Source organism: Streptomyces sp. NPDC047117 (assembly GCF_040643545.1).
Taxonomy (GTDB): Bacteria; Actinomycetota; Actinomycetes; order Streptomycetales; family Streptomycetaceae; genus Streptomyces.
Genome location: NZ_JBEYUN010000017.1, coordinates 169,979 through 196,290 on the forward strand (window position 1 = coordinate 169,979; position 26,312 = coordinate 196,290).

At 71.2% G+C, this 26,312-nt stretch carries 26 protein-coding genes and 1 riboswitch; of the genes, 10 read left to right on the forward strand and 16 right to left on the reverse strand.

All coding sequences use genetic code 11. The annotated features are described in order from the left end of the window. Positions 1-138: 138 nt before the first annotated feature. Positions 139-283, reverse strand: a riboswitch (cobalamin riboswitch). Positions 284-409: 126 nt separating this feature from the next. The 6 genes from ABZ840_RS28885 to ABZ840_RS28910 form a co-directional block, all read right to left on the reverse strand. Next, positions 410-922, reverse strand: a complete 513-nt coding sequence (locus ABZ840_RS28885) for a GNAT family N-acetyltransferase (protein WP_361563981.1) — start codon at positions 920-922, stop codon at positions 410-412. 81 nt (positions 923-1,003) lie between these two features. After that, positions 1,004-2,620: a monocarboxylate uptake permease MctP gene (mctP, locus tag ABZ840_RS28890; RefSeq protein ID WP_361564099.1), complete on the reverse strand. Its 1,617-nt coding sequence runs from the start codon at positions 2,618-2,620 to the stop codon at positions 1,004-1,006. 104 nt (positions 2,621-2,724) lie between these two features. Continuing rightward, complete coding sequence (locus tag ABZ840_RS28895) at positions 2,725-2,985, reverse strand: DUF3311 domain-containing protein (protein ID WP_361563984.1); 261 nt, start codon at positions 2,983-2,985, stop codon at positions 2,725-2,727. A 269-nt stretch (positions 2,986-3,254) separates the two neighbouring features. Next, complete coding sequence (locus ABZ840_RS28900; protein WP_361563986.1) at positions 3,255-3,500, reverse strand: YbdD/YjiX family protein; 246 nt, start codon at positions 3,498-3,500, stop codon at positions 3,255-3,257. A 10-nt stretch (positions 3,501-3,510) separates the two neighbouring features. Continuing rightward, positions 3,511-5,697: a carbon starvation CstA family protein gene (locus ABZ840_RS28905; RefSeq protein ID WP_361563989.1), complete on the reverse strand. Its 2,187-nt coding sequence runs from the start codon at positions 5,695-5,697 to the stop codon at positions 3,511-3,513. A 188-nt stretch (positions 5,698-5,885) separates the two neighbouring features. Further along, a complete protein-coding gene (locus ABZ840_RS28910) occupies positions 5,886-6,647 on the reverse strand; it encodes a GntR family transcriptional regulator (protein WP_361564102.1) in 762 nt (253 codons plus the stop codon). A 242-nt stretch (positions 6,648-6,889) separates the two neighbouring features. Between ABZ840_RS28910 and ABZ840_RS28915 the strand changes: the two genes are divergently transcribed. The 6 genes from ABZ840_RS28915 (at position 6,890) to ABZ840_RS28940 (ending at position 14,945) form a co-directional block, all read left to right on the forward strand. Further along, positions 6,890-8,143 (forward strand): extracellular solute-binding protein, encoded by a 1,254-nt coding sequence (locus tag ABZ840_RS28915; protein WP_361563991.1) that lies wholly within the window; start codon positions 6,890-6,892, stop codon positions 8,141-8,143. Positions 8,144-8,218: 75 nt separating this feature from the next. Next, positions 8,219-9,205, forward strand: coding sequence for a sugar ABC transporter permease (locus ABZ840_RS28920; RefSeq protein WP_361563994.1), 987 nt, complete (start codon positions 8,219-8,221; stop codon positions 9,203-9,205). Next, entirely contained in the window at positions 9,202-10,032 is an 831-nt protein-coding gene (locus ABZ840_RS28925; protein WP_361563996.1) for a carbohydrate ABC transporter permease, read from the forward strand. Before ABZ840_RS28920 ends, ABZ840_RS28925 begins: the two co-directional genes overlap by 4 nt. A 217-nt stretch (positions 10,033-10,249) precedes the next feature. Continuing rightward, positions 10,250-11,833, forward strand: coding sequence for a glycoside hydrolase family 3 protein (locus tag ABZ840_RS28930; protein WP_361563998.1), 1,584 nt, complete (start codon positions 10,250-10,252; stop codon positions 11,831-11,833). Positions 11,834-11,883: 50 nt separating this feature from the next. Beyond that, on the forward strand, positions 11,884-12,954 hold the full coding sequence (locus tag ABZ840_RS28935) for an SIS domain-containing protein (RefSeq protein WP_361564000.1): 1,071 nt from the start codon (positions 11,884-11,886) through the stop codon (positions 12,952-12,954). A 521-nt stretch (positions 12,955-13,475) separates the two neighbouring features. Continuing rightward, positions 13,476-14,945 carry a PAS domain-containing sensor histidine kinase gene (locus ABZ840_RS28940; RefSeq protein ID WP_361564003.1) on the forward strand — a complete coding sequence of 490 codons (1,470 nt, stop codon included), beginning with the start codon at positions 13,476-13,478 and terminating at the stop codon, positions 14,943-14,945. 264 nt (positions 14,946-15,209) lie between these two features. On the opposite strand, the gene ABZ840_RS28945 is transcribed toward ABZ840_RS28940, so the two are convergent. Both ABZ840_RS28945 and ABZ840_RS28950 read right to left on the reverse strand, forming a co-directional pair. After that, a complete protein-coding gene (locus ABZ840_RS28945; RefSeq protein WP_003983230.1) occupies positions 15,210-15,467 on the reverse strand; it encodes a WhiB family transcriptional regulator in 258 nt (85 codons plus the stop codon). Between the two features lie 318 nt (positions 15,468-15,785). Next, a complete protein-coding gene (locus tag ABZ840_RS28950; protein ID WP_361564006.1) occupies positions 15,786-16,769 on the reverse strand; it encodes a diacylglycerol kinase family protein in 984 nt (327 codons plus the stop codon). Between the two features lie 82 nt (positions 16,770-16,851). On the opposite strand from ABZ840_RS28950, the gene ABZ840_RS28955 reads away from it, so the two are divergent. After that, positions 16,852-17,307 carry a hypothetical protein gene (locus tag ABZ840_RS28955; RefSeq protein WP_361564008.1) on the forward strand — a complete coding sequence of 152 codons (456 nt, stop codon included), beginning with the start codon at positions 16,852-16,854 and terminating at the stop codon, positions 17,305-17,307. Positions 17,308-17,754: 447 nt separating this feature from the next. Here the strand turns inward: ABZ840_RS28955 and ABZ840_RS28960 are convergent, their stop codons facing one another. From ABZ840_RS28960 to ABZ840_RS28975, 4 genes are all read right to left on the reverse strand, one after another. Continuing rightward, positions 17,755-18,687 carry an RNA polymerase sigma factor SigF gene (locus ABZ840_RS28960; protein WP_052867834.1) on the reverse strand — a complete coding sequence of 311 codons (933 nt, stop codon included), beginning with the start codon at positions 18,685-18,687 and terminating at the stop codon, positions 17,755-17,757. Between the two features lie 43 nt (positions 18,688-18,730). Beyond that, complete coding sequence (locus ABZ840_RS28965) at positions 18,731-19,144, reverse strand: anti-sigma regulatory factor (RefSeq protein ID WP_361564011.1); 414 nt, start codon at positions 19,142-19,144, stop codon at positions 18,731-18,733. A gap of 266 nt (positions 19,145-19,410) precedes the next feature. After that, positions 19,411-19,899 (reverse strand): GNAT family N-acetyltransferase, encoded by a 489-nt coding sequence (locus ABZ840_RS28970; protein ID WP_361564013.1) that lies wholly within the window; start codon positions 19,897-19,899, stop codon positions 19,411-19,413. Positions 19,900-19,948: 49 nt separating this feature from the next. After that, positions 19,949-20,209, reverse strand: a complete 261-nt coding sequence (locus tag ABZ840_RS28975; protein ID WP_361564015.1) for a UBP-type zinc finger domain-containing protein — start codon at positions 20,207-20,209, stop codon at positions 19,949-19,951. A gap of 40 nt (positions 20,210-20,249) precedes the next feature. On the opposite strand from ABZ840_RS28975, the gene ABZ840_RS28980 reads away from it, so the two are divergent. Beyond that, positions 20,250-21,857, forward strand: coding sequence for a Na+/H+ antiporter (locus tag ABZ840_RS28980; protein ID WP_361564018.1), 1,608 nt, complete (start codon positions 20,250-20,252; stop codon positions 21,855-21,857). A gap of 24 nt (positions 21,858-21,881) precedes the next feature. On the opposite strand, the gene ABZ840_RS28985 is transcribed toward ABZ840_RS28980, so the two are convergent. From ABZ840_RS28985 to ABZ840_RS28995, 3 genes are all read right to left on the reverse strand, one after another. Continuing rightward, the gene (locus ABZ840_RS28985) at positions 21,882-22,775 is read right to left on the reverse strand and encodes a pyridoxal-phosphate dependent enzyme (RefSeq protein WP_361564105.1); all 894 of its coding nucleotides are present in this window, start codon (positions 22,773-22,775) and stop codon (positions 21,882-21,884) included. Positions 22,776-22,969: 194 nt separating this feature from the next. Beyond that, the gene (locus ABZ840_RS28990) at positions 22,970-23,560 is read right to left on the reverse strand and encodes a peptidoglycan recognition family protein (RefSeq protein WP_361564020.1); all 591 of its coding nucleotides are present in this window, start codon (positions 23,558-23,560) and stop codon (positions 22,970-22,972) included. A gap of 243 nt (positions 23,561-23,803) precedes the next feature. Further along, complete coding sequence (locus tag ABZ840_RS28995) at positions 23,804-24,037, reverse strand: hypothetical protein (RefSeq protein WP_361564022.1); 234 nt, start codon at positions 24,035-24,037, stop codon at positions 23,804-23,806. A gap of 125 nt (positions 24,038-24,162) precedes the next feature. Between ABZ840_RS28995 and ABZ840_RS29000 the strand changes: the two genes are divergently transcribed. Together ABZ840_RS29000 and ABZ840_RS29005 are read left to right on the forward strand one after the other, a co-directional pair. After that, positions 24,163-24,858, forward strand: a complete 696-nt coding sequence (locus ABZ840_RS29000; RefSeq protein WP_361564025.1) for a helix-turn-helix domain-containing protein — start codon at positions 24,163-24,165, stop codon at positions 24,856-24,858. Positions 24,859-24,868: 10 nt separating this feature from the next. Further along, positions 24,869-25,780, forward strand: coding sequence for a glutaminase (locus tag ABZ840_RS29005; protein WP_361564027.1), 912 nt, complete (start codon positions 24,869-24,871; stop codon positions 25,778-25,780). Between the two features lie 41 nt (positions 25,781-25,821). Here the strand turns inward: ABZ840_RS29005 and ABZ840_RS29010 are convergent, their stop codons facing one another. Beyond that, positions 25,822-26,265 (reverse strand): VOC family protein, encoded by a 444-nt coding sequence (locus ABZ840_RS29010; RefSeq protein WP_361564029.1) that lies wholly within the window; start codon positions 26,263-26,265, stop codon positions 25,822-25,824. Positions 26,266-26,312 lie beyond the last annotated feature (47 nt).

Below are 26,312 nucleotides of genomic sequence, written 5' to 3' on the forward strand. Positions count from 1 at the left end.
ACTCGGCTGGGGCCGGGGAAGAGCGGAGGAGGCGTACGGGCAGCCGCGCCGGACACCATGCCGGGCACGCGGACACACCACGCAGCGTCCACCGGCCCAACCCGCGGAGCCCGGACGTCTCGACGCCCGTGCCGGAACGGCTGCGGGCGTACCGTCGGCAGGTCATCGGACTCGCGAGCGGGCGGTAAATACCCACTCCACATACCGTTGCGGGACAGTTCCGGATTCGCACCGGATTCCCCTGCGGCGACAGCGAGGACGAGCATACATCTTGTGTCGCCCCACGCGACCATCCCTATATCTTGTGTCGCTGCGCTGCTGTGCGTACCGCGATACGTACGGATGGTCACGGGCCGCCGGTGCGGGCGTCGGCTCCCGGGCGTCACATCCCGGCGTCGGATCCCCGGCGTCAGATCCTCGGCCTCAGATCCCGGGCGTACGTCAGCAGGGTGCCGAGGCCCGGCACCGGCGACCAGTCGCGCTCCGGCGTACGGGTGAACCCCAGCCGCCCGTAGAGACGGTGGGCGCCGTGCATCGCACGCTGCGTGGACAGCACCAGCCGACCGCAGCCCGGCGTCTCCCGCGCCCGGTCCAGACACGCCCGTACCAGCGCCTCGCCCACACCCCGGCCGCGCGCCTCCTTCGCCACCACCAGCATCCGGAACTCCGCCTCGCCCGGCCCGGCGATGTCCGCCCACGGCCCGCCCGCCGCCACGAACGTCACCCCGCCCAGCACCTCGCCCTCCGCCACGGCGACCAGCACCTCCGCCTCGGCCGCCCGGCGCGCCACGTCCCGCAGCACGGGCAGGTACGCGTCGTCCGCCCCGAACTCCAGCAGCCCGTCCCCGAGGTACGCCTGGGCCGTGATCTCACCCAGCCGCGCGTGCTCCGCCGCCCGTATCCCCCTGATCACGAAGTCCATGACCGTCAGTGTGCACCAGGGGTACGACAACGGGCCGCCGGTTGTCACCGGCGGCCCGTCGGCCTCACGAATGCGGGCGGATCAGTGCGCGGAGCCCGCCGTGGCCGGCGGCAGATCCACCTGGACGCCCTTGTCGCCGGCGTCCGCCGTGTAGTCCTCCGGCGAGGTCTCGTCGACCCCGGCCGGCGCCTTCGCGGCCCGCAGCACGACCGTCAGCACGACCGTGACCAGGACGTTCAGCACGAACGCGGTCAGGCCGATGTAGCCGATCTCGCCGATGCCGGGGATCTCCGCGTTCGAGCCGCCGAAGTGCTTCTGCGTCGGGCTGGCCACGCCGTACGCAGCGACCGTGCCGTACACCATGCCGACCGCCCAGCCGGCGAGCAGCGCCCAGCGGTGGAACCAGCGGGTGAACAGGCCGCCCACCAGCGCCGGCATGGTCTGCAGGATCCAGATGCCGCCCAGCAGCTGGAAGTTGATCGCCACCGTCTTGTCCATCGTCAGGACGAACGCCAGCGCGCCGACCTTCACCAGCAGCGACACCAGCTTGGCGACCTTGTGCTCCTGCGCGGGCGTGGCGCCGGGCTTGAGGAAGTCCTTGTAGATGTTGCGGGTGAACAGGTTCGCCGCGGCGATCGACATGATCGCGGCAGGCACCAGCGCGCCGATGCCGATCGCGGCGAACGCCACGCCCGTGAACCAGTCGGGGAACATGTTCTCGAACAGCTGCGGAATCGCCAGCTGCCCGTTCTGCACCTTGATCCCGGCCGCGATCGCCATGAAGCCCAGCAGCGCGAGCAGGCCCAGCATCAGCGAGTACAGCGGCAGGATCGTGGTGTTGCGGCGGATCACGTTGCGGCTCCGCGAGGACAGCGTCGCCGTGATCGAGTGCGGGTACATGAACAGCGCCAGCGCCGAACCGAGCGCCAGCGTCGCGTACGCCCACTGCGCGTTCGGCCCGCTCGCCAGCTCGCCGCGCGGCTTGCCCGTCGCCGGATTCGTCTGCGCGAAGGCGTCGCCCGCCGTGTGGAAGATGTGCTCGAAGCCGCCCAGCTTGATCGGGATGTAGATGATCGCCACCGCGATGACGAGGTAGATCAGGCCGTCCTTGACGAACGCGATCAGCGCCGGCGCGCGCAGACCGGAGGAGTAGGTGTACGCGGCCAGCACGCCGAAGGCGATCAGCAGCGGCAGGTCCTTGATGAACCAGTGCGTGCTCTCGCCGCCGCCGACGCCCATCACGTCCAGCACGGCCTGGATGCCGACGAGCTGGAGCGCGATGTACGGCATCGTGGCGAGGATGCCGGTGAGCGCGACGGCCAGCGACAGGGCCTTGGAGCCGAAGCGGCCGCGCACGAAGTCCGAGGTGGTGACGTACCCGTGCTTGTGCGACACCGACCACAGGCGGGGCAGGAAGGTGAAGATCAGGGGGTAGACGAGGATCGTGTACGGGACGGCGAAGAAGCCGGCCGCACCCGCCGCGTAGATCGCCGCGGGCACCGCCACGAAGGTGTACGCGGTGTACAGGTCACCGCCCAGCAGGAACCACGTCACCCAGGTACCGAAGCTGCGGCCGCCCAGGCCCCACTCGTCGAGGTTGTCGGACTGCTCGGCCTTGCGCCAGCGGGCGGCCAGGAAGCCCATGACCGTCACGGCGACGAAGAAGAAGATGAAGACGGCGAGCGCGATGCCGTTCACGCCACCGGCCGCGTCGGCCGCGAGGGCGTGCGGTGCAGAGGTGTGCGGTGCCGGACTGTCCGTCGCCAGGACGCTCGTTGCCAGGGCGTTCGTTGCCAGGGTCGTCACTTGGAGGCACCGCCCTTGCGGGCGCGCTGCTCACGCTGCACGAGCTTGTACGCGATCATCGTCAGCGCCGTCGAGATCAGCACCCACAGCATCTGGTACCAGTAGAAGAACGGGATGCCGATCAGGGTCGGTTCGACCTTCGCGTACGAACTCACCCAGAGCATGGCCACGAACGGAGCGAACAGGCACAGGCCGGCCACCACACGCGTGGGCGTGACGATCGGCCCGGAACGGGGTGTTTCGGCTGGCTCTGTCATATCCGCTGCTCCATCCCTGGCGATCTCCGTGTAATGGCCGGAAATCTAAGCCTCGGGAGCAGTAGGCGTCACCCACTGTCCGCATATCGGTACGGACACGGTTTGGTGCGGGGGGCGGGGTGAATGGGGGCGGATCGGGGGTGGAGTGAGGGTGGGGTGGGGCTGATGGGGGTGGGGGAGTGGGGTGGGTCGAGGCGGGGATCGGGGCGGGCGAGCACTTCGGGGGCCTCCCCCCGCCCCCTCAACCCCCGGCCCCCGGCAACACCCCCTCAGCAGCAGCGGAAGCCCGACCGGGGGTCTCCCTCCTGGGCGTCCGTGCGGCGCCGCTCGAACTCACGGCGCGTGGGCACCGGCGCGTCCGGGTCGTGCCGGCGGAGATGTCCGACGTACCGTTCGTACGCCGACTCGCCGGTCAACTCCCGTACGTACCACCGGACGCCACGGCCCCATCGCGCCACGACGGTCACCCACCGCGCCCCGCCCCGCGAGGCCCGCTCCGCCTCCGTCGCCCCCATCGCCCGCCTCCTAGGCCCTCGTCCCGTCGCCCCTGCTCCCGTCCCCACCCTCATTCCCGGCCCCGGCGCCGGCCCCCGCTGCCGCCACCAGTTCGGCCTTTTCCTCTCGTGTGGTGATCAGGCCGGCGGGGGCCACGATGCGGGAGGCGACGTACGGGGCCTCGTGCAGCGGGGCCGCGTCCGGAGTGCGGAGGTGGCGTATGCACATACGGGCAGCGTCGGCGATGACGATCACGATCAGCAGGGCCAGTACCGCCGACAGGACGCCGTCCACCGTGGAGTTGGTGACGACCGTGTGCATGTCGTCCATGGACTTCGCGGGCGGCAGCACCTTCCCCGCGTCGATCGCGTCCTGGTAGATGGCGCGCTGCGTGAAGAACCCCACCTTCGGGTCGCCGGAGAACACCTTCTGCCAGCTCGCGGTCAGGGTGACCACCGCGTCCCAGGCCAGCGGTATGCCCGTGATCCAGGCCCACTTCACCCGGCCGGACTTCACCAGCAGCGTCGTGCACACCGCCAGCGCGACCGCCGCCAGCAGCTGGTTGGAGATGCCGAAGATCGGGAAGAGCTGGTTGATGCCGCCCAGCGGTTCGTGGACGCCCACCCACAGGAAGTAGCCCCACAGGCCGACCACCGCGGCGCTGCTCAGCAGCAGCCCCGGCTTCCAGCTGATGTCGCGGAACGGTTTGTAGGCGTTGCCCAGCATGTCCTGGAGCATGAACCGGCCGACCCGGGTGCCCGCGTCCAGCGCCGTCAGGATGAACAGCGCCTCGAACATGATCGCGAAGTGGTACCAGAACGCCTTCATTCCGGCGCCGCCCACCACCTGGGAGAAGATCTCGGAGACGCCGACCGCGAGCGTGGGCGCGCCGCCCGTCCGGGACAGCAGCGTCTGTTCCTCGACCGCCTTGGCCGCGGCGGCCAGCTGGTCGGGGGAGATCGCGTAGCCGAACTGGGCGACCGCCTGGGAGGCGGACTGGACCGTGTCGCCGATGACGCCGGCCGGCGCGTTCATCGCGAAGTACAGGCCGGGGTCGATGATGGAGGCGGCCACCAGCGCCATCACCGCGACGAACGACTCCATGAGCATCGAGCCGTACCCGATCATCCGGATCTGGGTCTCCTTCTGCACCATCTTCGGTGTGGTGCCCGAGGAGATCAGGGCGTGGAATCCGGACAGGGCGCCGCAGGCGATGGTGATGAAGGCGAAGGGGAAGAGGGAACCGGCGAAGACCGGACCGTCACCGCGGCTCGCGAAGTCCGTCACCGCGTCCATCTTCAGCGTCGGCAGGGCGATCACCACGCCCAGCGCCAGCAGGCCGATGGTGCCGATCTTCATGAAGGTGGAGAGGTAGTCGCGGGGCGCGAGCAGGGTCCAGACGGGGAGCACCGAGGCGATGAAGCCGTACGCCACCAGCCAGATCACCAGGGTCTTCGGCTGGAGGGTGAAGGTGTCGGCCCACGAGGACTCCGCGACCCAGCGGCCGCCCACGAGGGCGAGGAGCAGCAGGGCGATGCCGATCAGGGAGACCTCGGTGATCCGGCCGGGGCGGAGGAAGCGCAGGTAGACGCCCATGAGGAGGGCGATGGGGATCGTCATGCCGATGGAGAACGTGCCCCAGGGGGAGGCGGCCAGCGCGTTGACGATCACCAGGGCCAGCACGCCCAGCAGGATGATCATGATGGCGAAGGCGGCGAGCAGTGCCGCGGCGCCGCCGAACGGGCCGATCTCCTCGCGCGCCATCTGGCCCAGCGACTTGCCGTCCCGCCGGGTGGAGAAGAAGAGGACCACCATGTCCTGCACGGCGCCGGCGAAGACGACCCCGACGATGATCCAGATCGTGCCGGGGAGGTAGCCCATCTGCGCGGCGAGCACCGGCCCGACCAGCGGTCCGGCGCCCGCGATGGCCGCGAAGTGGTGGCCGAGCAGGACGCGGCGGTCGGTGGGGTGGAAGTCGATGCCGTTGTTCAGCCGCTCGGCCGGGGTCGCGCGGGTCTTGTCGACCCGCAGGACGCGCGTGGCGATGAAGCGGGAGTAGAAGCGGTAGGCGATGGCGTACGTGCCGAGCGCGGCGGCGACCATCCAGGCCGCCGACACCTCCTCGCCGCGGCTCAGGGCGAGAAGGGTCCAGCCGGCCGCGCCGATCAGCGCAACGGCTGTCCAGATGACGATCGTTCGGGGTGATGTCGTACGCACTGGCCGTCCTTCCGTCCCGACGGTGACGGAAGGACCGTAGGGCAGGGCGTGTGACGTGCGCTACACCCTGTGGAAAACCCGGGTGACGGGGATATGCGGTTCCGTTTCGTCCGCCGAATTCCCCGCCCCCGCGGGCCGTGTCCGTGGCCGCGGCCCGTACCGCTGGTCGGTGGCCCCGGCCCGTACCGCTAGTCGGTGGGCCGCTGGAGCCGGGCGACGAACTTGTACCGGTCGCCGCGGTAGACCGAGCGCACCCACTCCACCGGGCTGCCGTCGTGGTCCAGGGAGTGCCGGGACAGCAGCAGCATCGGCAGGCCGACGTCCGTGCCCAGCAGCCCGGCCTCGCGCGGGGTGGCGAGCGAGGTCTCGATGGTCTCCTCGGCTTCCGCCGGGCGGACGTCGTAGACCTCGGCGAGCGCGGTGTAGAGGGAGGTGTACTTGACCAGGTTGCGGCGGAGCGCCGGGAAGCGCTTGGCCGACAGATGGGTGGTCTCGATGGCCATCGGTTCGCCGCTGGCCAGCCGCAGCCGTTCGATGCGCAGCACCCGGCCGCCGGCCGCTATGTCCAGCAGCCCGGCCAGCCGATCGTCGGCGGTGACGTACCCGATGTCCAGGAGCTGCGAGGTGGGCTCCAGGCCCTGGGCCCGCATGTCCTCGGTGTAGGAGGTCAGTTGCAGGGCCTGGGAGACCTTGGGCTTGGCGACGAAGGTGCCCTTGCCCTGGATGCGTTCCAGCCGCCCTTCGACGACCAGTTCCTGGAGGGCCTGCCGTACGGTCGTCCGCGAGGTGTCGAACTCCGCGGCGAGGGTGCGCTCGGGCGGTACCGGCGTGCCCGGCGGCAGGGTCTCGGTGATCTCCAGCAAGTGCCGCTTGAGCCGGTAGTACTTGGGCACCCGGGCGGTACGTGCGGCTCCGCCGCCGGACTCCGCTCCGGCCCCGTCGGTCTCCATGCCCCGCCCTTCCGACTCCACTCGTGCTGTCGTCACCGGCTCCTCCGTACGTAGCGGCTCACATGGTGGCACGGGTGGGGTGCCGATGCTCCCTCGCAGGTCCGCGCCTGCCGGATGTCGGTCCGGTAACGGAGCCGACTGCGACTCTTATACACCTCTTGACACCCCTAAAGGTCTAGGCCAAGCTGCGGGCACTGGTCTAAACCATTAAAGACCACACCCAGCCATTAGGGGAGTGTGCTGTGAAGCGTGGGCTGATCGCGGCGACAGCTGTCGCGGGAATGCTGGTAAGTGTCGCGGCCTGCGGGTCCGGCGAGTCGGCGGGGGTGGACGACAAGACACTCACCGTATGGGCCATGGACGGCTCCACGCCGGCCGGGTGGACCAAGGACGTCAAGGCGGCCTTCGAGAAGAAGACCGGCGCGAAGCTGAAGATCGAGATCCAGAAGTGGAACGGTATTCAGCAGAAGATCACCACCGCGCTGTCCGAGGAGAACCCGCCGGACGTCATCGAGGTCGGCAACACCCAGACCGCCGCCTACGCCAAGACCCAGGGCCTCGCGGAACTGGACGACCTGAAGAAGGACATCGGCGCCGACTGGACGCCGTCCATCAACAAGTCGGCCGTCTACCAGGGCAAGCAGTACGCCGCCCCCTGGTTCGTGGCCAACCGCGTCGTGATCTACAACAAGAAGGTCTGGGCCGACGCCGGCATCGAGGGCACCCCGAAGACCCGCACCGAGTTCTTCAAGGACCTCGCCCAGATCGAGAAGAAGACCGACGCCGAGCCGATCTACCTGCCCGGCCAGAACTGGTACTTCTTCGACGGCCTGACCATCGGCACCGAGGCCGACCTGGTGAAGAAGCAGGGCGGCAAGTGGGTCTCCAACCTGGCAGACCCCAAGGTCGCCAAGGCCATGGACATCTACAAGCAGTACCAGTCCTTCAGCAAGGCCCCCAAGGACAAGGACGAGGCCACCCCGCAGCAGGGCGAGGTCTTCGCCAAGGGCAAGACCGGCGCGTTCATCGGCATGGGCTGGGAATCCGCCATCGCTATCAAGGCCAACCCGAAGATCGAGAAGGACATCGGCTACTTCACCATCCCCGGTGAGACCGCCGACAAGCCCGAGGGTGTCTTCCTCGGCGGCTCCAACCTCGCCGTCGCCGCCGGCAGCCAGAAGCAGGACCTGGCCAAGGAGTTCCTGAAGATCGCGCTCTCCGACAAGTTCGAGGGACAGCTCGCCAAGGAAGGCGGCGTCATCCCCAACAAGGAGTCGCTGCAGTCCGCGCTGAAGGGCAACCTCGCGGGCGAGGCGGCGGCCCCCGCCGTCGAGGGCGGCGGCACCACCCCGCTCATCCCCGAATGGGGCGCGGTGGAGAACCCGCCCAACCCCATCAGGACGTACATGACCGCCGTCCTCAACGGCAAGAGCCCCGAGGCCGCCGCGCAGCAGGTCGAGGGCGAATTCAACAAGCGGCTCAGCCAGCAGCAGTAAGCACCGACACCTGCCGGGCGCGCACCGCGTCCCGGCAGGTGTACCGCCGGGGAGGGCGCGAACGAGATGGCAGCCATGTCAGTACAGAGCAGACGGACCGGGGAACCGCCCGGCACCGTCCGCAAGGAGAAGGCCGGCGGCCCGTCCCGGCCGCCGCGGCGGAGCCACGCATGGGCGGCAGGCCGCGCGCCGTACCTCCTGCTGCTCCCCGCCCTCGCCGTCACCGTGGTCCTCCTCGGCTACCCGATGATCACCAACGGTGTGCTGTCCTTCCAGAACCTCAACATGGGACAGCTCATCCAGCACGTCACGGAGTGGAACGGCGTCGACAACTACCGCCAGATCCTCGGCAACGCCGAATTCTGGCGGGTCACCGTACGCTCCCTCCTTTTCACCGCCGCCAACGTCGTCCTCATCATGGTCGTCGGCACCCTGGTCGGACTGCTCCTCGCCCGGCTCGGCCCCCGGATGCGGTTCACGCTCCTCTTCGGCCTCGTCCTCGCCTGGGCCATGCCGCCCATCGCCGCCACCACCGTCTACCAGTGGCTCTTCGCGCAGCGCTTCGGCGTCGTCAACTGGGTGCTGGACAAGCTCGGCTGGCACTCCATGGCGGACTTCAACTGGACCGGCAGCCAGTTCTCCACCTTCTTCGTCATCATCGTCCTGATCGTCTGGCAGTCCGTGCCGTTCGTCGCGATCAACCTCTACGCCGCGACCACGACGATCCCCAAGGAGCTCTACGAAGCGGCCGCCCTCGACGGCGCCGGCACCTGGAAGAGCTTCACCTCGGTCACCCTGCCCTTCATCAGGCCGTTCCTCTACGCGACGACGTTCCTCGAAGTCATCTGGGTCTTCAAGGCCTTCACCCAGGTCTTCGCCATCAACGAGGGCGGCCCCGACCGGCTCACCGAGATCCTCCCCGTCTACGCCTTCATCGAGGGCATGGGCAACCAGCACTACGGCATGGGCGCGGCGATCTCCCTGCTGACCATCGTCGTCCTGCTCGCGCTCACCTCGTACTACCTCCGCATCGTGCTCCGACAAGAGGAGGACGAGCGATGAAGCGCACCCTCTTCGGCCGCCTCTGGCCCAACGCCACGGCCCTGTTCCTGACCGCCGGCTTCGTCTTCCCCGTCTACTGGATGTTCAGTACGGCGCTGAAGCCCACCGGCGACATCATCAGCGAGGACCCCGTGTGGTTCCCGCTCACCCCGACCCTCGAACACTTCCGGACCGCCGTCACCGCGCCCCACTTCTGGACGTACGTCGGCAACTCCGTCACCGTGACCGTCCTCGCCGTCGGCATGTCCCTCGTCATCGCCCTGCTCGCGTCCTTCGCGATCGCCCGGATGCGGTTCAAGGGACGCCGCGGCGTGATCGTCACCTTCATGATCGCCCAGATGGCCCCCTGGGAGGTCATGGTGATCGCGATCTACATGATCGTCCGGGACGCCGCCCTGCTGAACAGCCTGGTCCCGCTCACCGTCTTCTACATGGTGATGGTGCTGCCCTTCACGATCCTCACGCTCCGCGGCTACATCGCGGCCGTCCCCAAGGAGCTGGAGGAGTCCGCCATGGTCGACGGGTGCTCCCGCCCCCAGGCCTTCGTGAAGATCATCCTGCCGCTGCTCGCGCCCGGACTGATGGCGACCTCGCTCTTCGGCTTCATCACCGCCTGGAACGAGTTCCCCCTCGTCCTCATCCTCAACAAGCAGACCGAAGCGCAGACCCTGCCCCTCTGGCTCTCCGGCTTCCAGACGAACTTCGGCGACGACTGGGGCGCCACCATGGCCGCCGCCTCCCTCTTCGCCCTCCCCATCCTCATCCTTTTCCTCTTCCTCCAGCGCAAGGCGGTCGGCGGACTGACCGCGGGCGCGGTGAAGGGGTGAGGGCAACGCACCCGCCGCACCGCACCACACCGGCGAAGGCGGCCCTCCCGGGTACGCCGTCGTCGGCGTGGTGCGGCCCGATACCGCCCGCTTCCGGCGGGCGCCCACCCGGATGCGGTCTGATGAAGGCCGCCCCCGGCCCCGTACGGACCGCTCCCGGCCGTACCGCCGCCCGCCCGCCTGCTCGCCCCAGCGCAGTGAAGGGACACGCCGCTCCATGACGACGCTCGCCCGCTCCGCCGACACCCTCACCCGCGACGCGCTGGCCGTCCTCCAGCCCGGCTTCACCGGAACCGACGCGCCCGACTGGCTGCTGCGCCGCCTCGGCGAGGGCCTCACCTCCGTCGGCCTGTTCGGACGCAACGTCCACAGCCCCGAACAGCTCGCCGCCCTCAACACCCGCCTCCGCGCCGAGACCGACGGCATCCTCATCGCCATCGACGAAGAAGGCGGCGACGTCACCCGCCTCGAAGTGCGCGGCGGATCCTCCTTCCCCGGCAACCTCGCCCTCGGCGCCGTCGACGACCCCGGCCTCACGCAGGCCGTCGCCCGCGAACTCGGCCGCCGCCTCGCCGACTGCGGCGTCAACCTCAACTGGGCCCCCAGCGCCGACGTCAACTCCAACCCCGGCAACCCCGTCATCGGCGTACGGTCCTTCGGCGCCGACCCCGCCCTCGTCGCCCGGCACACCGCCGCCTACGTCCGGGGCATGCAGTCCGCCGGCGTCGCCGCCTGCACCAAGCACTTCCCCGGCCACGGCGACACCGCCGTCGACTCGCACCACGACATGCCCCGCATCGACGCCGGCCTCGACACCCTGCAGGCCCGCGAACTCGTCCCCTTCAAGGCCGCCGTGGACGCCGGCACGAAGGCCGTCATGAGCGCCCACATCCTCGTACCGGCCCTCGATGACGACCTGCCCGCCACCCTCAGCCCGGCCGCCCTGCACGGCCTGCTGCGCGCCCCTGTCGCGTCGGGCGGCCTCGGCTTCGACGGCCTGATCGTCACCGACGCCGTCGAGATGCAGGCCATCGCCGCCACTTACGGCATCGAACGCGGCAGCGTGCTCGCCGTCGCCGCGGGCGCCGACGCCATCTGCGTCGGCGGCGGCCTCGCCGACGAGCAGACCGTCCTCCGCCTCCGCGACGCGCTGGTCGACGCCGTGCGCTCCGGCGCCCTCCCCGAGGAGCGCCTCGCCGACGCCGCCGCCCGCGTCCGCGCCCTGTCGCAGTGGACCCGGGACACCGCCCAGTGGATCCGCACCACGGCAGCGCCGTACCGGGCGGCCGTGGCAACGGCGTCCGGCACCACGGCCGACCCCGAGGTCGGGCTGCGCGCCGCCCGCCGGGCACTCCGGCTCACGGCGGGCAGCACCCCGTACGAGCCGCTGCGTACCCCGGCGTACGTCGCGGCCTTCACGCCGGTCGCCAACATCGCCGTGGGCGACGAGACCCCCTGGGGCGTGGCCGCCGAACTCGCGCGGCGGCTCCCGGGGACCGACACCGGCTCCTTCAGCGCGGCGCACGCCGCCGAGACCGGTACGCCCGCAATGATCTCAAATGTGCTCCGCGAGGCGGCGGATCGTAGGATCGTCGCAGTGGTACGCGACGTTCACCGGCACCCCTGGATGGCCGACGCCCTCGCCGCTCTCATCGCCGCCCGGCCCGACACCGTCGTGGTCGAGATGGGAGTCCCGCAGGCGCCGCCCACGGGAGCGCTGCACATCGCGACTCACGGTGCCGCCCGCGTCTGCGGACGGGCCGCCGCGGAGGTCATCACCGGCGACGACGCCGGCCGCTGACACCCGCGGGCACACGAACCGCATAGAACTGCCACCTGGAGGCACCCAGCATGTCCGCCACGACGCCGGCCCAGCACAGCGAGCAGCCGGGCCGGATCATGTCCGGTGAGATGGCCGAACAGCCCGCCGTGCTGCGCCGCATCCTCACCGAGGGTGCTCCCAAGATCCGCGAGGTCGCCGAGCAGATCGCCGCGCGCAACCCGCGCTTCGTCCTGCTCACCGCCCGCGGCACCTCCGACAACGCGGCGCTGTACGCCAAGTACCTGCTCGAAGTGCAGCTCGGCAAGCCCTGCGGCCTCACCTCCATGTCCACCACCACCGCCTACGGCGCCCAGCCCGACCTCACCGACTGCCTGGTCATCACCGTCAGCCAGTCCGGCGGCTCGCCCGACCTGGTCGCCTCCACCGAGGCCGCCCGCGCCGCCGGGGCCATCACCCTCGCGGTGACCAACAACGCCGGCTCCCCGCTCGCCGAGGTCAGCGAGTTCCACATCGACGTGCTCGCAGGCCCCGAGAAGGCCCTGCCGGCCACCAAGACGTACACCGCCGAGCTGCTGGCCCTGTACCTCTTCGTCGAGGGGCTGCGCGGCGGCGACGGCGCGGCCGCCAAGGCCCTGCCCGACCTGGCCGAGTCCGTCCTGGCCCGCCAGGAGGAGGTCAAGGCGCTCGCCGCCCGCTACCGCTTCGCGGAGCGGATGGTCCTCACCTCCCGCGGCTACGGCTACCCCACCGCGAAGGAGGCCGCGCTGAAGCTGATGGAGACCAGCTACATCCCGGCGCTGTCCTACTCCGGCGCCGACCTGCTGCACGGCCCGCTGGCCATGGTCGACAACATCTCGCCGGTCATCGCGATCGTCACCGAGGGCAAGGGCGGCGAGGCCCTCCAGCCGGTGCTGGAGCGGCTGCGCGGCCGCGGCGCCGACCTGGTCGTCGTCGGCAGCCGCGCGGAGGTGGACAAGGCGGCGGCGGGCTTCGCGCTGCCCACCGACGGCGTCGCCGAGGAGGTCCAGCCGATCCTGGAGATCCTGCCCCTGCAGATGCTCGCGTACGAGGTGACCATCGCCCGCGGCCAGGACCCCGACGCACCCCGCTCCCTCGCCAAGGTCACCGAGACCCGCTGACCGGGGGAGGGGAGCACCCAGCCTCCCCGGCGGTCCACGCCGGCCCCGTCCGGCCGGCGCCCCTCCCTCACTCGTATGTGCGGCCCCTGCTCCTCCGGGAGCGGGGGCCGCGCCGTTTCGGGGGCCGCGCCGTTTTCCCCCGGAAGCAGCCACGCGATCACCCGCACGGGGGAGCCGTCGGGGGCCGGGAACAGGGGGAAGTGCGGTGCGAAGAGCTCTGAAAACACCCGCGGGCCGCGGCGCCGGGACAGGACCCTCAACCTGTCCGGCACCGCAGCCCGGAGCTGACATCGGCCGGTGCACGCCGTGAGGTGTGCGGTTCCTCGCGGCGCCCGGTCCGGCCGATCGGAGGCCGCGGCGCAGTCAGGGCAGAGAGCGCCTCGGGCCTCTATCCGCCTTCCTGTGCGGGGAAGGCGGAGGCCTTTACTGATTCATTGTGGACTAGACCAGGCTCATCAGTCCATGCCTGTGCACGGTCAACGCCTACACCGTACGCCGGTAGGCTCGCATACGTGCCCTCCATGAACGATCTCGTCCGCCAGCACACCGCTCTGAGCGACTCCGACCTCGAGTGGCTCCACACGCTGGTCTCCGAATGGCAGCTGCTCTCCGACCTGTCCTTCGCCGACCTCGTCCTGTGGGTCCCCACCCTGGACGGCACCCGGTACGTCTCGGTCGCGCAGATGCGCCCGAACACCGGGCCCACCTCGTACCAGGACGACATGGTCGGCCATCTGGTGCCGCGCGGGCGCCGCCCGATGCTCGACTCCGCGCTGGACGAGGGCCGCATCGTGCGCGAGGGCGACCCCGAGTGGCGCGAGGAGGTGCCGGTACGGGTGGAGTCCATCCCCGTGCGCCGCGAGGGCCGGGTGCTGGGCGTCATCGCGCGGAACACCAACCTGTTGACCGTACGGACCCCCAGCCGGCTGGAGCTCACCTACCTGCAGAGCGCGTCCGACCTGGCGCAGATGATCGCCGCAGGATCGTTTCCCTTCCCGGGCCAGCAGGTCGACATGGATGCCTCGCCGCGGGCCGGCGACGGGCTCATCCGGCTCGACGCCGACGGCGTCGTCCAGTACGCCAGTCCGAACGCGCTCTCCGCGTACCACCGCCTCGGGCTCGCCGCCGATCTCGTGGGCCACCACCTCGGCCGGGCCACCGCCGAACTGGCCCCTGCCCGCGGCCCCGTCGACGAGGCACTGGTGAAGCTCGCCAGCGGCTGGGCACCGCGCGAATTCGAGGTGGAGGGGAACGACGGCGTCATTCAACTGCGCGCCATCCCGCTCAAACCGAAGGGCACGCACATCGGTTCACTCGTGCTTCTGCGCGACGTCACCGAATTGCGACGCCGAGAGCGCGAATTGATTACGAAGGACGCGACCATCCGGGAAATCCATCACCGGGTGAAGAACAACTTGCAGACCGTAGCCGCCCTCTTGCGGCTGCAGGCCCGGCGGATGGATTCGCCCCAGGGGCGCGAGGCGCTCAACGAGGCGGTCCGCAGGGTCGGTTCGATCGCCATCGTCCACGAGACGCTGTCCCAGACGCTGGACGAGCGGGTGGAGTTCGACGAGATCGCCGACCGGGTGCTGGCCATGGTCGCGGAGATCTCGCCGGGGAAGGTCACCGGACGGCGTACCGGCCGCTTCGGGATCCTGGACGCCGAGGTCGCGACGCCGCTGTCGATGGTGCTCACCGAGGTCCTGCAGAACGCCCTGGAGCACGCCTTCGCGCCGGGGGAGCTGGGCACGGTCGAGGTGGGCGCGGTACGCGGCGGCAGCCCCGCCGAGCCGCGGCTGCGGGTCACCGTCCAGGACGACGGCCGCGGCCTGCCCGAGGGCTTCGACCCGCAGCGCGCGGGCAACCTCGGCCTCCAGATCGTGCGGACGCTGGTCGAGGGCGAGATGGGCGGCACGTTCGACATGCTGCCGGCGCCCGGGCGCGGCACCCAGGTAGTGCTGGACCTGCCGGTCGGGGCCGACAAGCGCTGAGGCGCGTGGGCGGGGCCGACCGGGCCGGCGCTCGGACGACGCCGGCCGGCGCGTTCACTCCGTACGCACCTCCGCGCGCTCCCGGCGTGCGTCGGCCGTACGGGTGCGTGGTCCCCGGCCCCGAACAGCAGTAAGCCCCGGACCGAAGTGCGGTCCGGGGCTCAAAGCTCACATTGCTGTGGGGGTACCGCCCATGCCCTTCAGGCTATGGGGGAGCATCGGGGGTACTGCGCGCTGCGGCTCGGATGCCACGGGGCGTCTGGTTCAGGCGCTGGCGTTGCGCGCCCGGTTACGAGCCGCACGGCGCTTCATTGCGCGGCGCTCGTCCTCGCTCAGACCACCCCAGACGCCGGAGTCCTGACCGGACTCGAGCGCCCACTGCAGGCACTGCTCCATGACGGGGCAGCGGCGGCAGACGGCCTTGGCTTCCTCGATCTGCAGCAGCGCAGGACCGGTGTTGCCGATGGGGAAGAAGAGCTCGGGGTCTTCCTCGCGGCAAACGGCGCGGTGACGCCAGTCCATGGCTGCTCCATCTCCTCGTATTACGGGAAAGTTGCTTGTGAATGTGAACGCTTTCACGAATCCCTCCGCAAGGGAAGGGCCGAACGCCCGCAAGGGGCTGGTGCGGTCCTGGAAAAGAGGAGGGGATTCGGGCTCTCAAGGGGGCCGGTAGAGCGGCCGTCCCGATCGCCATGAAGAGACTCGCAAACCTCGGCGACGGATACAACCCCTTCCGGAAACTTTTTTTTGATTCCTTGGTGTCGCCTAGGTCACAGCCGTACTTCTAGGGGGTGGAAGTCAGCCTAAACGTTCGACTGAAAGGACTTTAGGCCCTACTGCTCACACAATCACACGCAGTGCACGGCGTACGCCTGTGAACGTCACGCTGGAACGCAGTCCCAGGTGGTCGCCGTCCATCTGAAAGGGCAGTGGAACCTGTGAATGCAAGGTGAAGTCCGTCTGATCATGAAGCGATACGGCGTGCTTTCCCTGCGGCCCGCGATCCGGGGTTGACGCCAGCAGCTGGGTGGCGTACCGCGCGACCGCAGGCGTGGACAATCTGGTCAGCGCGAAGACGTCCAGAGCGGTGTCGAAGGACGCCAGCGGTGACGGGTACACGGGGCGATTGCCCAGGTAGGTCCAGGGTGCGGTGTTGCAGATTATGGAGAGGACGAGATCTTCGATCACCTCCGTCGTGCCTGGTTCGGCGCCCGGGTGCTCCAGCGTGATCGTGCCGTGCCGGCGATGCGGGTCGCCCATGAACTGGCGCATGACCTGCCGCACGTACAGCGCGTGCGTCGAACGCTTGCCGCGTTCGCGCTGCTGTTCGACTCGGCCCACGACACCGGCGTCGAAGCCGAATCCCGCGCAGAAGGTGAACCAGCGCTCGGGAATCATTTCGTCCTGGGTGTCCGCTGTGCCGGCGGCCAAACCCAGTCCCACCGTCCGTTCGCTTCCGTCCCGCAACGCGTCCAGCAGGGCGCCGGTGGCCTCCACGGCGTCGTTCGGCAGGCCGAGGGCGCGGGCGAAGACGTTGGTGGAGCCGCCGGGGACCACGGCGAGCCGCGGCAGGCCCTCCGGATCGGGGCCGTGCGTCAGGAGACCGTTGACGACCTCGTTGACCGTGCCGTCGCCGCCGAGCGCGACCACCAGCTCCGTCTCACCGCTCTCCGCGGCCCGGCGGGCCAGGTCGCGCGCGTGACCGCGGTACTCGGTCTGCGCGACCTCCAGCTTCAGATCGCTGGCCAGCGCGTGGGCCAGTACGTCACGGGTGCGCGCGCTGGTGGTGGTTGCCGCGGGGTTGACCACAAGAAGTGCACGCATGGGATGCAGGGTACCTACCTGCTGGTACGAGGGCCCAGCCCTGCCCGTCAGGTGGACCGGGCCCCGGCAGTACCCTGCAGGGGTGAGCAGCAGCAAGCAGAACCGCACCGCAGCCGCCCCCGCGCCCGCCCCCGAACCGGCCGGTCCGCGGCCGCGCCGGCTGACCGCAGCGGCGGTGCTCACCGGCCTGGAGGGCCTCGCGCTGGCGGCGCTCGGCGCCTACATGCTGGTCGACGGGTTCACCGGCTCGCCGGACAGCCCGCGCCAGGCCGAGATGGGCGGCATCACCATGATCGTGCTGGCGCTGCTGCCGCTGATCGCCGCGCGCGGACTGTGGCTGCGGCGCCGCTGGAGCCGCGGGCCCTCGCTGATCACCCAGATCGTGGCGCTGCCGGTGGCATGGACGCTGATCAACGGCGGCGGCGCGCTGCTCGCGGGCGGCGTGGTGCTGGGCGTGGTGGCCCTCGTCGTCCTCGGCCTGCTGGTCAACCCGACAGCCACCGAAGCCCTGGGCATCGGACCGCGCGAGGACGCGTAGCGGCCGCTGGCCTACGGGGCGTCCGACGCCGGGTCGTCCGACGACGCTGCCGGGGCCCTGCGTCGGCGTCGGAACGGCGGCTCGGGTTATGGGGGCGTCCGGCTGTGCCCGCGTGAGCGCCCGACGCGTCCCGCCGGCATCGGCGTGGGCCGTCGTCGTGCGCCGGTGCCGCGCGGGCGTGGCAGGGGGCACGCCCATCGGGTGCGCGCCGGCGGGCGCGGAGACGCGGAGATCCGGAGACGCGGGGAGGCGCTGTACGCCGGGCTTATCGGGTGTACGGCGCCGGGCCGTGGGCCGGGCGGTACGGCCGTACGGCGACGGGAGCGGGCCGCACCGGGGCCGGGAACTCCCGCAGGAGTCCGTGCGGCGGATCGGTGCGGCCCGCGCCCGTGGGTGCCGCGGCCGGGAGTGTGCGCGTCCGGCGGTCTCCCGCCCCGCCGGAGTCGGCTACTCCTCGACCAGCAGCTTGTCGCGGAGCTGGGCCAGGGTGCGGGCCAGCAGCCGGGAGACGTGCATCTGCGAGATGCCGACCTCCTGGGCGATCTGCGACTGGGTCATGTTGCCGAAGAAGCGCAGCAGCAGGATCTTCTTCTCGCGCGGCGGCAGGTCCTCCAGCAGCGGCTTGAGGGATTCGCGGTACTCCACACCCTCCAGCGCCTCGTCCTCGGCGCCCAGGGTGTCGGCGACCGCGGGGGACTCGTCGTCGGTGTCGGGAACGTCCAGCGAGAGGGTGCTGTAGGCATTGGCCGATTCCAGCCCCTCCAGCACCTCCTCCTCGGAGATCCGCAGATGCTCGGCCAGCTCGTGCACCGTGGGCGCACGGCCGTGCCGCTGGGAGAGCTCAGCGGTTGCCGTGGTCAGCGACAGCCGGAGCTCCTGGAGCCGGCGCGGCACGCGGACCGCCCAGCCCTTGTCGCGGAAGTGTCGCTTGATCTCGCCGACCACGGTCGGGGTGGCGTACGTGGAGAACTCCACGCCGCGCTCCGGGTCGAACCGGTCCACCGACTTGATCAGACCGATCGTGGCGACCTGGGTCAGGTCGTCCAGCGGCTCGCCGCGGTTGCGGAAGCGCCGGGCGAGATGCTCCACCAGGGGGAGGTGCATCCGGACCAGGGTGTTGCGCAGCTCCGCGCGCTCGTCGGAGCCCTCGGGAAGCTTGCGCAGCTCGTAGAACATCGCGCGGGCACCGCTGCGGTCCTGCGGATCGTGCGCATCATGGGGGTGATGCTGCGGATCCTGCTGCTGCCGCTGCTGCTCGCTGTGGTCCATGTGGTCCGCCCGCTCTGCCTGCTCCGCCGCGTTCAACCGGCCGCTGAGGTCGTCCGTGCCCATCGGGTGCGGCCGGGCCTGCTGCTCGGGGATGGCCAGTCTCGGCTCCATCCGCGCGCCGCGCTCCAGATCCTTCACAGGGCCCCCTCTTCGGTCATGACGGTCCGGGACCGGCGCCGCGCTCCTTGTACAGACTGATGCTGACCGTCCGGTCCTCCGCGACGGTGGAGTCGACCTTGCCGGCCAGTGCGGAGAGCACCGTCCAGGCGAAGGTGTCGCGCTCCGGAGCGCGGCCGTCGGTGGTGGGAGCCGACACGGTCACCTGAAGCGCGTCGTCGATCAGGCGGAAGACGCAGCTCAGCACACTGCCGGGGACGGCTTGCTGCAGGAGGATCGCGCACGCCTCGTCGACGGCGATACGCAGATCCTCGATCTCGTCGAGGGTGAAGTCCAACCGGGCTGCCAGTCCGGCCGTGGCCGTACGCAGCACCGAAAGGTAGGCACCCGCAGCGGGCAGCCGGACTTCCACGAAGTCCTGATTCCCGGGCTCGCCTGCGATCTGGGACACCCTCACCTCCAAGGTGACACAAGCTGTTTGAGCTGATATTCATGCCGGACCGGATCCTCCCGGCGGAAGGAACGGCCACCCGGCACAGCGCATGCGCTGTGTGACGCTATCGCGATCTGCGGTGCGATGTCGCCCGGGATCGGCGTGGCTGCCGACCTGGCACGACGGTGGGACTCGCAGTGTCCCGCAAACCCACGAGTGTCACTCATTGTAAGCCTACGGGTACGGACAGTGGCTAGGGGTCTGCACTGTCAAATCGGCTCCGGTTACGCTGCGTTGACATCTGCAGTCGCCGCGAGGTCGTGCAGTGCCTCTCCAGTGAGCCGGAAGACGGTCCATTCGTCCATGGGCTGTGCACCGATCGACTTGTATATACCGATGGACGGTTCATTCCAATCCAGGACTGACCATTCAAAACGTCCGTATCCGCGGCTGACGCAGATCTGCGCCAGGGTGGCCAGGAGCGCCTTGCCGTGTCCTCCGCCGCGGTGTTCGGGGCGGACGTACAGGTCTTCCAGGTAGACACCGTGCGTGCCCGTCCAGGTGGAGAAGTTCCGGAACCACAGGGCAAAGCCCACGGGGGAGCCGGACTCCTCCGCGATCAGTCCGAAGACCGCCGGATGGTCACCGAACAGTGCGTCACGCAACTGCTCTTCGGTCGCTTTCGCGGACTCCGGCTCGCGCTCGTACTCCGCGAGCTCGCGGATCATGGCATGGACGGCGGGGACATCGGCGGGCGTCGCGGTGCGGATCATGTCGTGAAGGCTAGCGGGCACCACTGACAACCGGCCGCGCGTCCCGGTTTCAGACCAGGGACTTGTCGGCGAAGCACCAGCGCCAGTCCTCGCCGGCGCCGAAGGAGCGCATCACCGGGTGCCCGGTCGTCTCGAAGTGCTCGGTGGCGTGCCGGTACGGCGAGGAGTCGCAGCAGCCGACGTGGCCGCAGACCAGACAGAGCCGCAGCTGCACGGGGTGGCTGCCGACGGCGAGGCACTCGGGGCAGGTGTCACTCAGTGCGGCCGGTTCGGGGCGCGGCAGTTCGAGAACGTGCGTGCACTCGCTCATGATTGCCAGGTTAGCCGGAACGCGGGGACGGGGTCGTGCCATGGACGTGATGCCACTGCTGCTGCTGGTCGCCGGGAGTGCGGCGGTCGCGGGACTGGCGCGGCGCACCCCGGTGCCCGCGCCCCTGCTGCTCGTCGCCGCCGGGCTGGGCGCCGGATACCTCCCCGGCGTCCCCGAGTATCCGCTCGACCCGCACATCGTGCTGCCCCTGCTGCTGCCGCCGCTGCTGCACACGGCGGCGCTGGAGAGCTCGTACCTGGACCTGCGGGCCAATCTGCGTCCGGTGGCGCTGCTGTCGATCGGCTACGTGCTCTTCGCGACGGTCGTCGTCGGGTACGCCGCGTACCTCGTGATCCCGGACCTGCCGCTGACCGCGGCCCTCGTACTGGGTGCGGTCGTCGCGCCTCCGGACGCGGTGGCGGCCACCGCCATCGCGCGCCGGCTGCGGCTGCCCGGCCGGATCACGACCATCCTGCAGGGCGAGTCGCTGGTCAACGACGCCACCGCGATCACCGCCTACAAGGTGGCGCTGGCCGCCGCCGTCGGTGAGGGCGCGACCTGGGCGGGCGGCCTGAAGGAGTTCGGGATCGCGGCGGTCGGCGGAGTCGGGATCGGGTTGGTCCTCATGGGGCCGCTGCACTGGCTGCGCTGCAAGCTGCGGGACTCGGCGCTGCTGGAGAACACCCTGTCGCTGCTCATCCCGTTCGTGGCGTACGCGGCGGCGGAGCAGGTGGGGGCCTCCGGAGTGCTCGCCGTCGTGGTGGTCGGGCTGTACCTCGGGCACCGCTCGTGGCAGGTGAACTTCGAGACGCGGCTCCAGGAGGCCGCGGTGTGGTCGATGGTCTCCTTCGTGCTGGAGTCCGCGGTCTTCGCGCTCATCGGGCTCCAGCTGCCGGTCGTGCTGCGGGGGCTGGGGGAGTTCAGTGCCGCGCAGGCCCTCACGTACGCCGCGGTGGTCTTCGTGGTGGTCGTGGTCTCGCGCTTTGTGTGGGTCTTCCCCGCGACCTACTTGCCCCGGTGGCTGTCGCCGCGCATCCGGGAGCGCGAGCCCGAGGTGACCCGGGCGGCGCCGGTGATCGTCGGATGGGCCGGGATGCGCGGCGTGGTCTCGCTGGCGATCGCGTTCTCCATCCCGGCGACGATGCACAACGGGGAGCCGTTCCCGGCGCGCAACCTGGTGCTCTTCCTGACCTTCAGCACCGTCATCGGCACCCTCGTGATCCAGGGGCTGACGCTGCCGCCGCTCATCCGCGCCCTGCCGCTGCCCCGGCCGGACCCGCAGGCCGAGACGCTCGCCGAGGCACAGGCCCAGAACGAGGCGTCGGACGCGGCGGAACAGCGGCTGCGCGAGCTCCTGGAGGATCCGCGCAACGCGCTGCCGGGGCCCCTGGAGGACCGGCTGCGCACCGTACTGGAGCGGCGCCGCAACGCCGTGTGGGAGCGGCTGGGGCCGCCGAACCCGGAGACCGGGGAGTCGGTGGAGGCGACCTACCTGCGGCTTGCCCGGGAGATGATCGGCGCGGAACGCGAGGTCTTCGTGAAGCTGCGGGACGCGCGGCGGATCGACGACGAGATGCTGCGGACCCTGCTGCGCCGGCTGGACCTGGAGGAGGCGGCGGCCTACCGGGAGACGGTCAGTCCCGAGTGAGGCGTGCCCCGCGTACGAGGCTCCTCAGGGCGTACCGGTGATCACCGCGGCCACGGTGGTGCCCGGTGCGAAGGCGCCCTCCTCGGCGCGTGTCACGAGGCCCAGCAGCAGCTTCGCCACGTATATCCGCTCCAGGGGCAGGCCGTGCCGCGCCTCGAAGTCCGCGGCGAACTCCTCCAGCGCGGGCGTGGTGCGGGCATATCCGCCGCAGTGGAACTCCGGGTCCAGCCGCCAGTCGCCGCGCCGGCCCCCGAAGGCCGCCTCCTGGAGGCGCAGCACGTCAGCGGCCAGGAAGTGGTCGGGCCCGTGGCCGCCCTTCAGGACGGGGAAGCCGAGGGCCCGCTGCCCCGGGGCGAGCCCGGCGGCCAGCCCCGCGAGGGTGCCGCCGGTACCGCAGGCCACGGCCACGACATCGGCGGCCCCGGCCAGCTCCCGGCCCAGGGCGGCGCAGCCGCGGGCGGCGAGCGCGTTGCTGCCGCCTTCGGGGACCGGCCGGAACGGCCCGAAGCGCGTGCGGAGCGCGTCGAGCACCTCGGGGTCGTCCTTGCGGCGGTACTGGGCCCGGTCGATGAAGTGCAGCCGCATGCCGTCGGCGGCGCAGCGGGCCAGGGACGGGTTCAGCGGCCGGTCCGCCAGCTCCTCGCCCCGTACGACGCCTATGGTCGCCAGGCCCAGCAGGCGGCCCGCCGTGGCCGTGGCGCGCAGATGGTTGGAGTACGCGCCGCCGAACGTGAGGAGCGTGCGGTCGCCGGCCGCGGCGGCGGCGCGGAGGTTGGGCTCCAGCTTCCGCCACTTGTTGCCCGGCAGGTCCGGGTGGATCAGGTCGTCCCGCTTGAGCAGCAGGCGTACGCCGCGGCGCGCGAACCGGTCGTCCTCGATCTCCTGGACCGGGGAGGGCAGGCGCGGCCGCAGCGTCATCGGGTCGGGGACGGTGCCGGTCACGCCCCCATTGTCGGCGCGACAGCCACCGCGGATCGAATCGGTGTACGGAACCGCAGACCGCAGACCGCAGACCGCAGACCGCAGACCGCCGGCGTCCGGCCCGCCCGGCCGCCCGGCGGTGGGCCGGGTCGGACCGGCCGGAGGCCACGGCGGCCGCGTGCCCGTACGGGTCAGCGCAGCCGCTTTCCGATGCGCTCCCGCAGCGCGTCCATCGTGAAGCCGCGCGGGTCGACCTTGCCCGGCTGCCATTCCAGGTGGCCGATGACCGAGCGCTCGTTCCAGCCGTGCACCCGGCACAGGGCGGCCGTCGCCTTCTCGATGGCCTCCATCTGCGCCTCCGGCCACGGGTCCTCGCCGTCGCCGAGGTTCTCGCACTCGAAGCCGTAGAAGACGCGGTTGCCGTCGGTGTCGGCCTCGTTGTCCGGCGGCAGCCGCTTCTCGGCGATCACCGCCCGCAGGACGTCGCCGTCGCCGAGCCCCGCGTGGTTGGCGCGGCCGTGGCCGACCAGGTGGACCGTGCCGTCCTTGGTGATCACGCCGTGGCACAGCGGGCCCGGCAGCTCCGGGTGGCCGTCGTAGCAGAGCCGCACGGTCTCCTCGGCACCCGAGGTCGCGGTGTGGTGGACCATCACGCCGTGCACCCCGCCCCAGGGGCCCTTGTGGTTGCGGTTGTGGGTACGCCAGTCGCCGACCTCGACGACGCGCAGCCCTTCGTCCCGCAGCGCTTCGAGGAATCTGTCCGCCGACATGGGTGAGGCCATGGACGCCTCCGTTCCAGGTGCACGACGGCCGCCGATCGCGTACCGCCTCGTAAATCGCTTGTACTGGAACGGGAGGTTCGGGGTCAGCAGTTCGCGGCCAATGCGAGGCGAACCGGCCGCTTACGGGGCATACGCTGGACATATGTCCCCGCGGGCCGGGTTTCGCGCGAGGGCGCCCAGGGAACTCCGCCGCGCTGCGCACGCCGGGCGCCCGCGGCGGCGCACGACCGGCGTCCGCCGCCGTCAGCCGCGCAGGAAGCCGTCCCCGTGCACGGCGATGTGCGCCTCCAGAGCCTGCACGGCCGCCGCCGTGGCCTCCGGGGAGCCGCTGCCGCGCCGCTCCGCGTAGTACGCGGCGCCCAGCCGCTTCAGCAGGTCGGAACCCGCGCGCTGCTGCTGCACCTCGTCGACCTTCTGCTTGCCCTGTGCCAGGCCGCGCTGCGCCTGCTCCTTGGCACGGTCCAGGAATCCCGCCATCGTGCTGCCCTCCGCGTCGGTCCTTCGGTTTCGCAGACACCGGCGCCCGCCTCGGCCGGCCCGGTGCGTGCCGTACCCGATCAACGGCCGGGGCGCGGCGGCGGTTCCCGTGCCAGGCTGGAGACGTGTACCAGGAACGGCCGTCCGAACTGCCCGGTGCGGTCGTGTGGACCAAGTCCCCCGACCCGGCGCCGCGCCCCGTGCTGCCCGACGGCTGCACGGACCTGATCTGGTACGACGGCCGGCTCCTGGTCGCCGGGCCGGACACCCGTGCCCACCTGCCGCAGCCCCCCGAGCGCGCCCCGGAGTCGCCCGTCGTCGGCCTGCGCTTCGCTCCGGGGCAGGGCCCCGCGGTCTTCGGGGTGCCCGCGCACGAACTCCGCGACCTGCGCGTCCCCCTCGCCGATCTGTGGCCGGCGGGCCGGGTGCGGCAGCTGGCCGACCGGCTGGCCGGGACCGGCGAGCCCGGCCGGCTGCTGGAGGGAGTGGCCGCCGGCCGGCTGCGCGCCGGGGCCGCGCCCGACCCGGCGGGCGCCCTGATCGCGCGGGCCGCGGCCCGGGGCACCCCGGTCGGCGAGCTGGCCGCCGCGGTGGGCGTCGGCGAGCGCCAGCTGCACCGCCGCTGCCTGGCCGCCTTCGGGTACGGGCCGAAGACCCTCGGCCGGGTGCTGCGCCTGGTGCGCGCCCTGGACCTGGCCCGCTCCGGCATGCCGTACGCGCAGGTCGCCGCGGTCGCCGGGTATGCCGACCAGGCCCACCTGGCGCGCGAGGTGAAGGCGTTGGCAGGCGCTCCGCTGGGGGCGGTCATCGCGCCGGGATAGCGTGTGGACCATGGACTACCAGGGCGTTCTGGAGGAGGTGGCGGCGCAGGCGAAGCCGCTCGTACGGCAGGGGAAGGTCGCCGACTACATCCCCGCCCTGGAGTGCGTCTCGCCGGACCGCTTCGGGATCGCGCTGGCCGACATCCACGGGGACGTGTACGGGGTCGGGGACTGGGAGGTCCCGTTCTCCGTGCAGTCCGTCTCGAAGGCCTTCTCCCTCGCCCTCGTGCTGGCGCAGGGGGACCAGAGCATCTGGGAGCGGGTGGGGCGCGAGCCCTCGGGTACGCCGTTCAACTCCCTGGTGCAGCTGGAGTGGGAGCACGGCATCCCGCGCAACCCCTTCATCAACGCCGGGGCGCTGGTCGTCACCGACCGGCTGCAGACCCTCACCGGGGACGCCAGCACGGCGATGCTCGACTTCCTGCGGGAGGAGAGCGGGAACCCGGACATCGCCTTCGACCGGGCGGTCGCGGGCTCCGAGGCCGACCACGGCGACCGGAACGCCGCGCTGGCCCACTTCATGGCGAGCTTCGGCAACCTGGAGAACCCGGTGCCCAGCGTCATCGAGCACTACTTCTGGCAGTGCTCGATCGAGATGAGCTGCCGCGATCTGGCCACCGCGGGCGGCTTCCTCGCGCGCCACGGGCTGCGCGCCGACGGGTCCCGGCTGCTGGCGGCGCGGGACGCCAAGCGGATCAACGCGGTGATGCTGACCTGCGGTACGTACGACGCCGCGGGCGAGTTCGCGTACCGGGTGGGGCTGCCCGCCAAGAGCGGGGTCGGCGGCGGCATCGTGGCGATCGTCCCCGGGCGCTGCACGCTGTGCGTATGGAGTCCGGGGCTGGACGCGCGCGGCAACTCGGTCGCCGGCGCGGCGGCCCTGGACCACTTCACGACGCTCACCGGGTGGTCGGTGTTCTGAGGCGGCGCTGACCGGCGCCCGGCCGGCCGAGGCCGGCCCGTTCAGGCCAGCGGCGCGAAGAGGTCGACGCCGTGGCCGTCCGGGTCCAGGACGACGGCGTACCGCTGGCCCCAGACGGCGTCCCACGGCTTCTTCTCGCCGCGGTGTCCGGCGGCGACCAGCTCCGCGTAGAGGGCGTCGACGGCCTCCGGGCCCGCGCACTCGAAGGCGAGGTGCGGGGTGGCCCCGGGGGACGGCGTCCAGTCCGGATCGATGGAGCGCAGCGTCTCGTGGCTGTCCCACATCAGCCGCAGCCCTCCCGGCAGCTGCGCCTCCGCGTGCGGGGCGGAGTCGGCCTCCGCGGGGATGTCCAGGCCGAGCCGCCGGTAGAAGGCGAACGAGGCGGCCATGTCGGCGGCTGCCAGGCCGATCGCGGCGAAGCGGGGTGCCGGGGCGGCCTGCGCGGCGGCGCCGGCGGTGTTCCGAGTGGTGTGTCGCTCAGTCATGGGCCGAGCGTACGAAGGCGCGGGGGCGGCCGTCTTGAACGAATCGG

Coding starts and splice junctions, on each gene's coding strand:
- ABZ840_RS28885 (WP_361563981.1), bottom strand. CDS start 922: ATGGACTTCGTGATCAGGGGGATACGGGCGGCGGAGCACGCGCGGCTG.
- ABZ840_RS28895 (WP_361563984.1), bottom strand. CDS start 2,985: ATGACAGAGCCAGCCGAAACACCCCGTTCCGGGCCGATCGTCACGCCC.
- ABZ840_RS28900 (WP_361563986.1), bottom strand. CDS start 3,500: ATGGGGGCGACGGAGGCGGAGCGGGCCTCGCGGGGCGGGGCGCGGTGG.
- ABZ840_RS28910 (WP_361564102.1), bottom strand. CDS start 6,647: ATGGAGACCGACGGGGCCGGAGCGGAGTCCGGCGGCGGAGCCGCACGT.
- ABZ840_RS28920 (WP_361563994.1), top strand. CDS start 8,219: ATGTCAGTACAGAGCAGACGGACCGGGGAACCGCCCGGCACCGTCCGC.
- ABZ840_RS28925 (WP_361563996.1), top strand. CDS start 9,202: ATGAAGCGCACCCTCTTCGGCCGCCTCTGGCCCAACGCCACGGCCCTG.
- ABZ840_RS28930 (WP_361563998.1), top strand. CDS start 10,250: ATGACGACGCTCGCCCGCTCCGCCGACACCCTCACCCGCGACGCGCTG.
- ABZ840_RS28935 (WP_361564000.1), top strand. CDS start 11,884: ATGTCCGCCACGACGCCGGCCCAGCACAGCGAGCAGCCGGGCCGGATC.
- ABZ840_RS28940 (WP_361564003.1), top strand. CDS start 13,476: ATGAACGATCTCGTCCGCCAGCACACCGCTCTGAGCGACTCCGACCTC.
- ABZ840_RS28945 (WP_003983230.1), bottom strand. CDS start 15,467: ATGGACTGGCGTCACCGCGCCGTTTGCCGCGAGGAAGACCCCGAGCTC.
- ABZ840_RS28950 (WP_361564006.1), bottom strand. CDS start 16,769: ATGCGTGCACTTCTTGTGGTCAACCCCGCGGCAACCACCACCAGCGCG.
- ABZ840_RS28960 (WP_052867834.1), bottom strand. CDS start 18,687: ATGGAGCCGAGACTGGCCATCCCCGAGCAGCAGGCCCGGCCGCACCCG.
- ABZ840_RS28970 (WP_361564013.1), bottom strand. CDS start 19,899: ATGATCCGCACCGCGACGCCCGCCGATGTCCCCGCCGTCCATGCCATG.
- ABZ840_RS28975 (WP_361564015.1), bottom strand. CDS start 20,209: ATGAGCGAGTGCACGCACGTTCTCGAACTGCCGCGCCCCGAACCGGCC.
- ABZ840_RS28980 (WP_361564018.1), top strand. CDS start 20,250: ATGGACGTGATGCCACTGCTGCTGCTGGTCGCCGGGAGTGCGGCGGTC.
- ABZ840_RS28985 (WP_361564105.1), bottom strand. CDS start 22,775: ATGACGCTGCGGCCGCGCCTGCCCTCCCCGGTCCAGGAGATCGAGGAC.
- ABZ840_RS28990 (WP_361564020.1), bottom strand. CDS start 23,560: ATGGCCTCACCCATGTCGGCGGACAGATTCCTCGAAGCGCTGCGGGAC.
- ABZ840_RS28995 (WP_361564022.1), bottom strand. CDS start 24,037: ATGGCGGGATTCCTGGACCGTGCCAAGGAGCAGGCGCAGCGCGGCCTG.
- ABZ840_RS29005 (WP_361564027.1), top strand. CDS start 24,869: ATGGACTACCAGGGCGTTCTGGAGGAGGTGGCGGCGCAGGCGAAGCCG.
- ABZ840_RS29010 (WP_361564029.1), bottom strand. CDS start 26,265: ATGACTGAGCGACACACCACTCGGAACACCGCCGGCGCCGCCGCGCAG.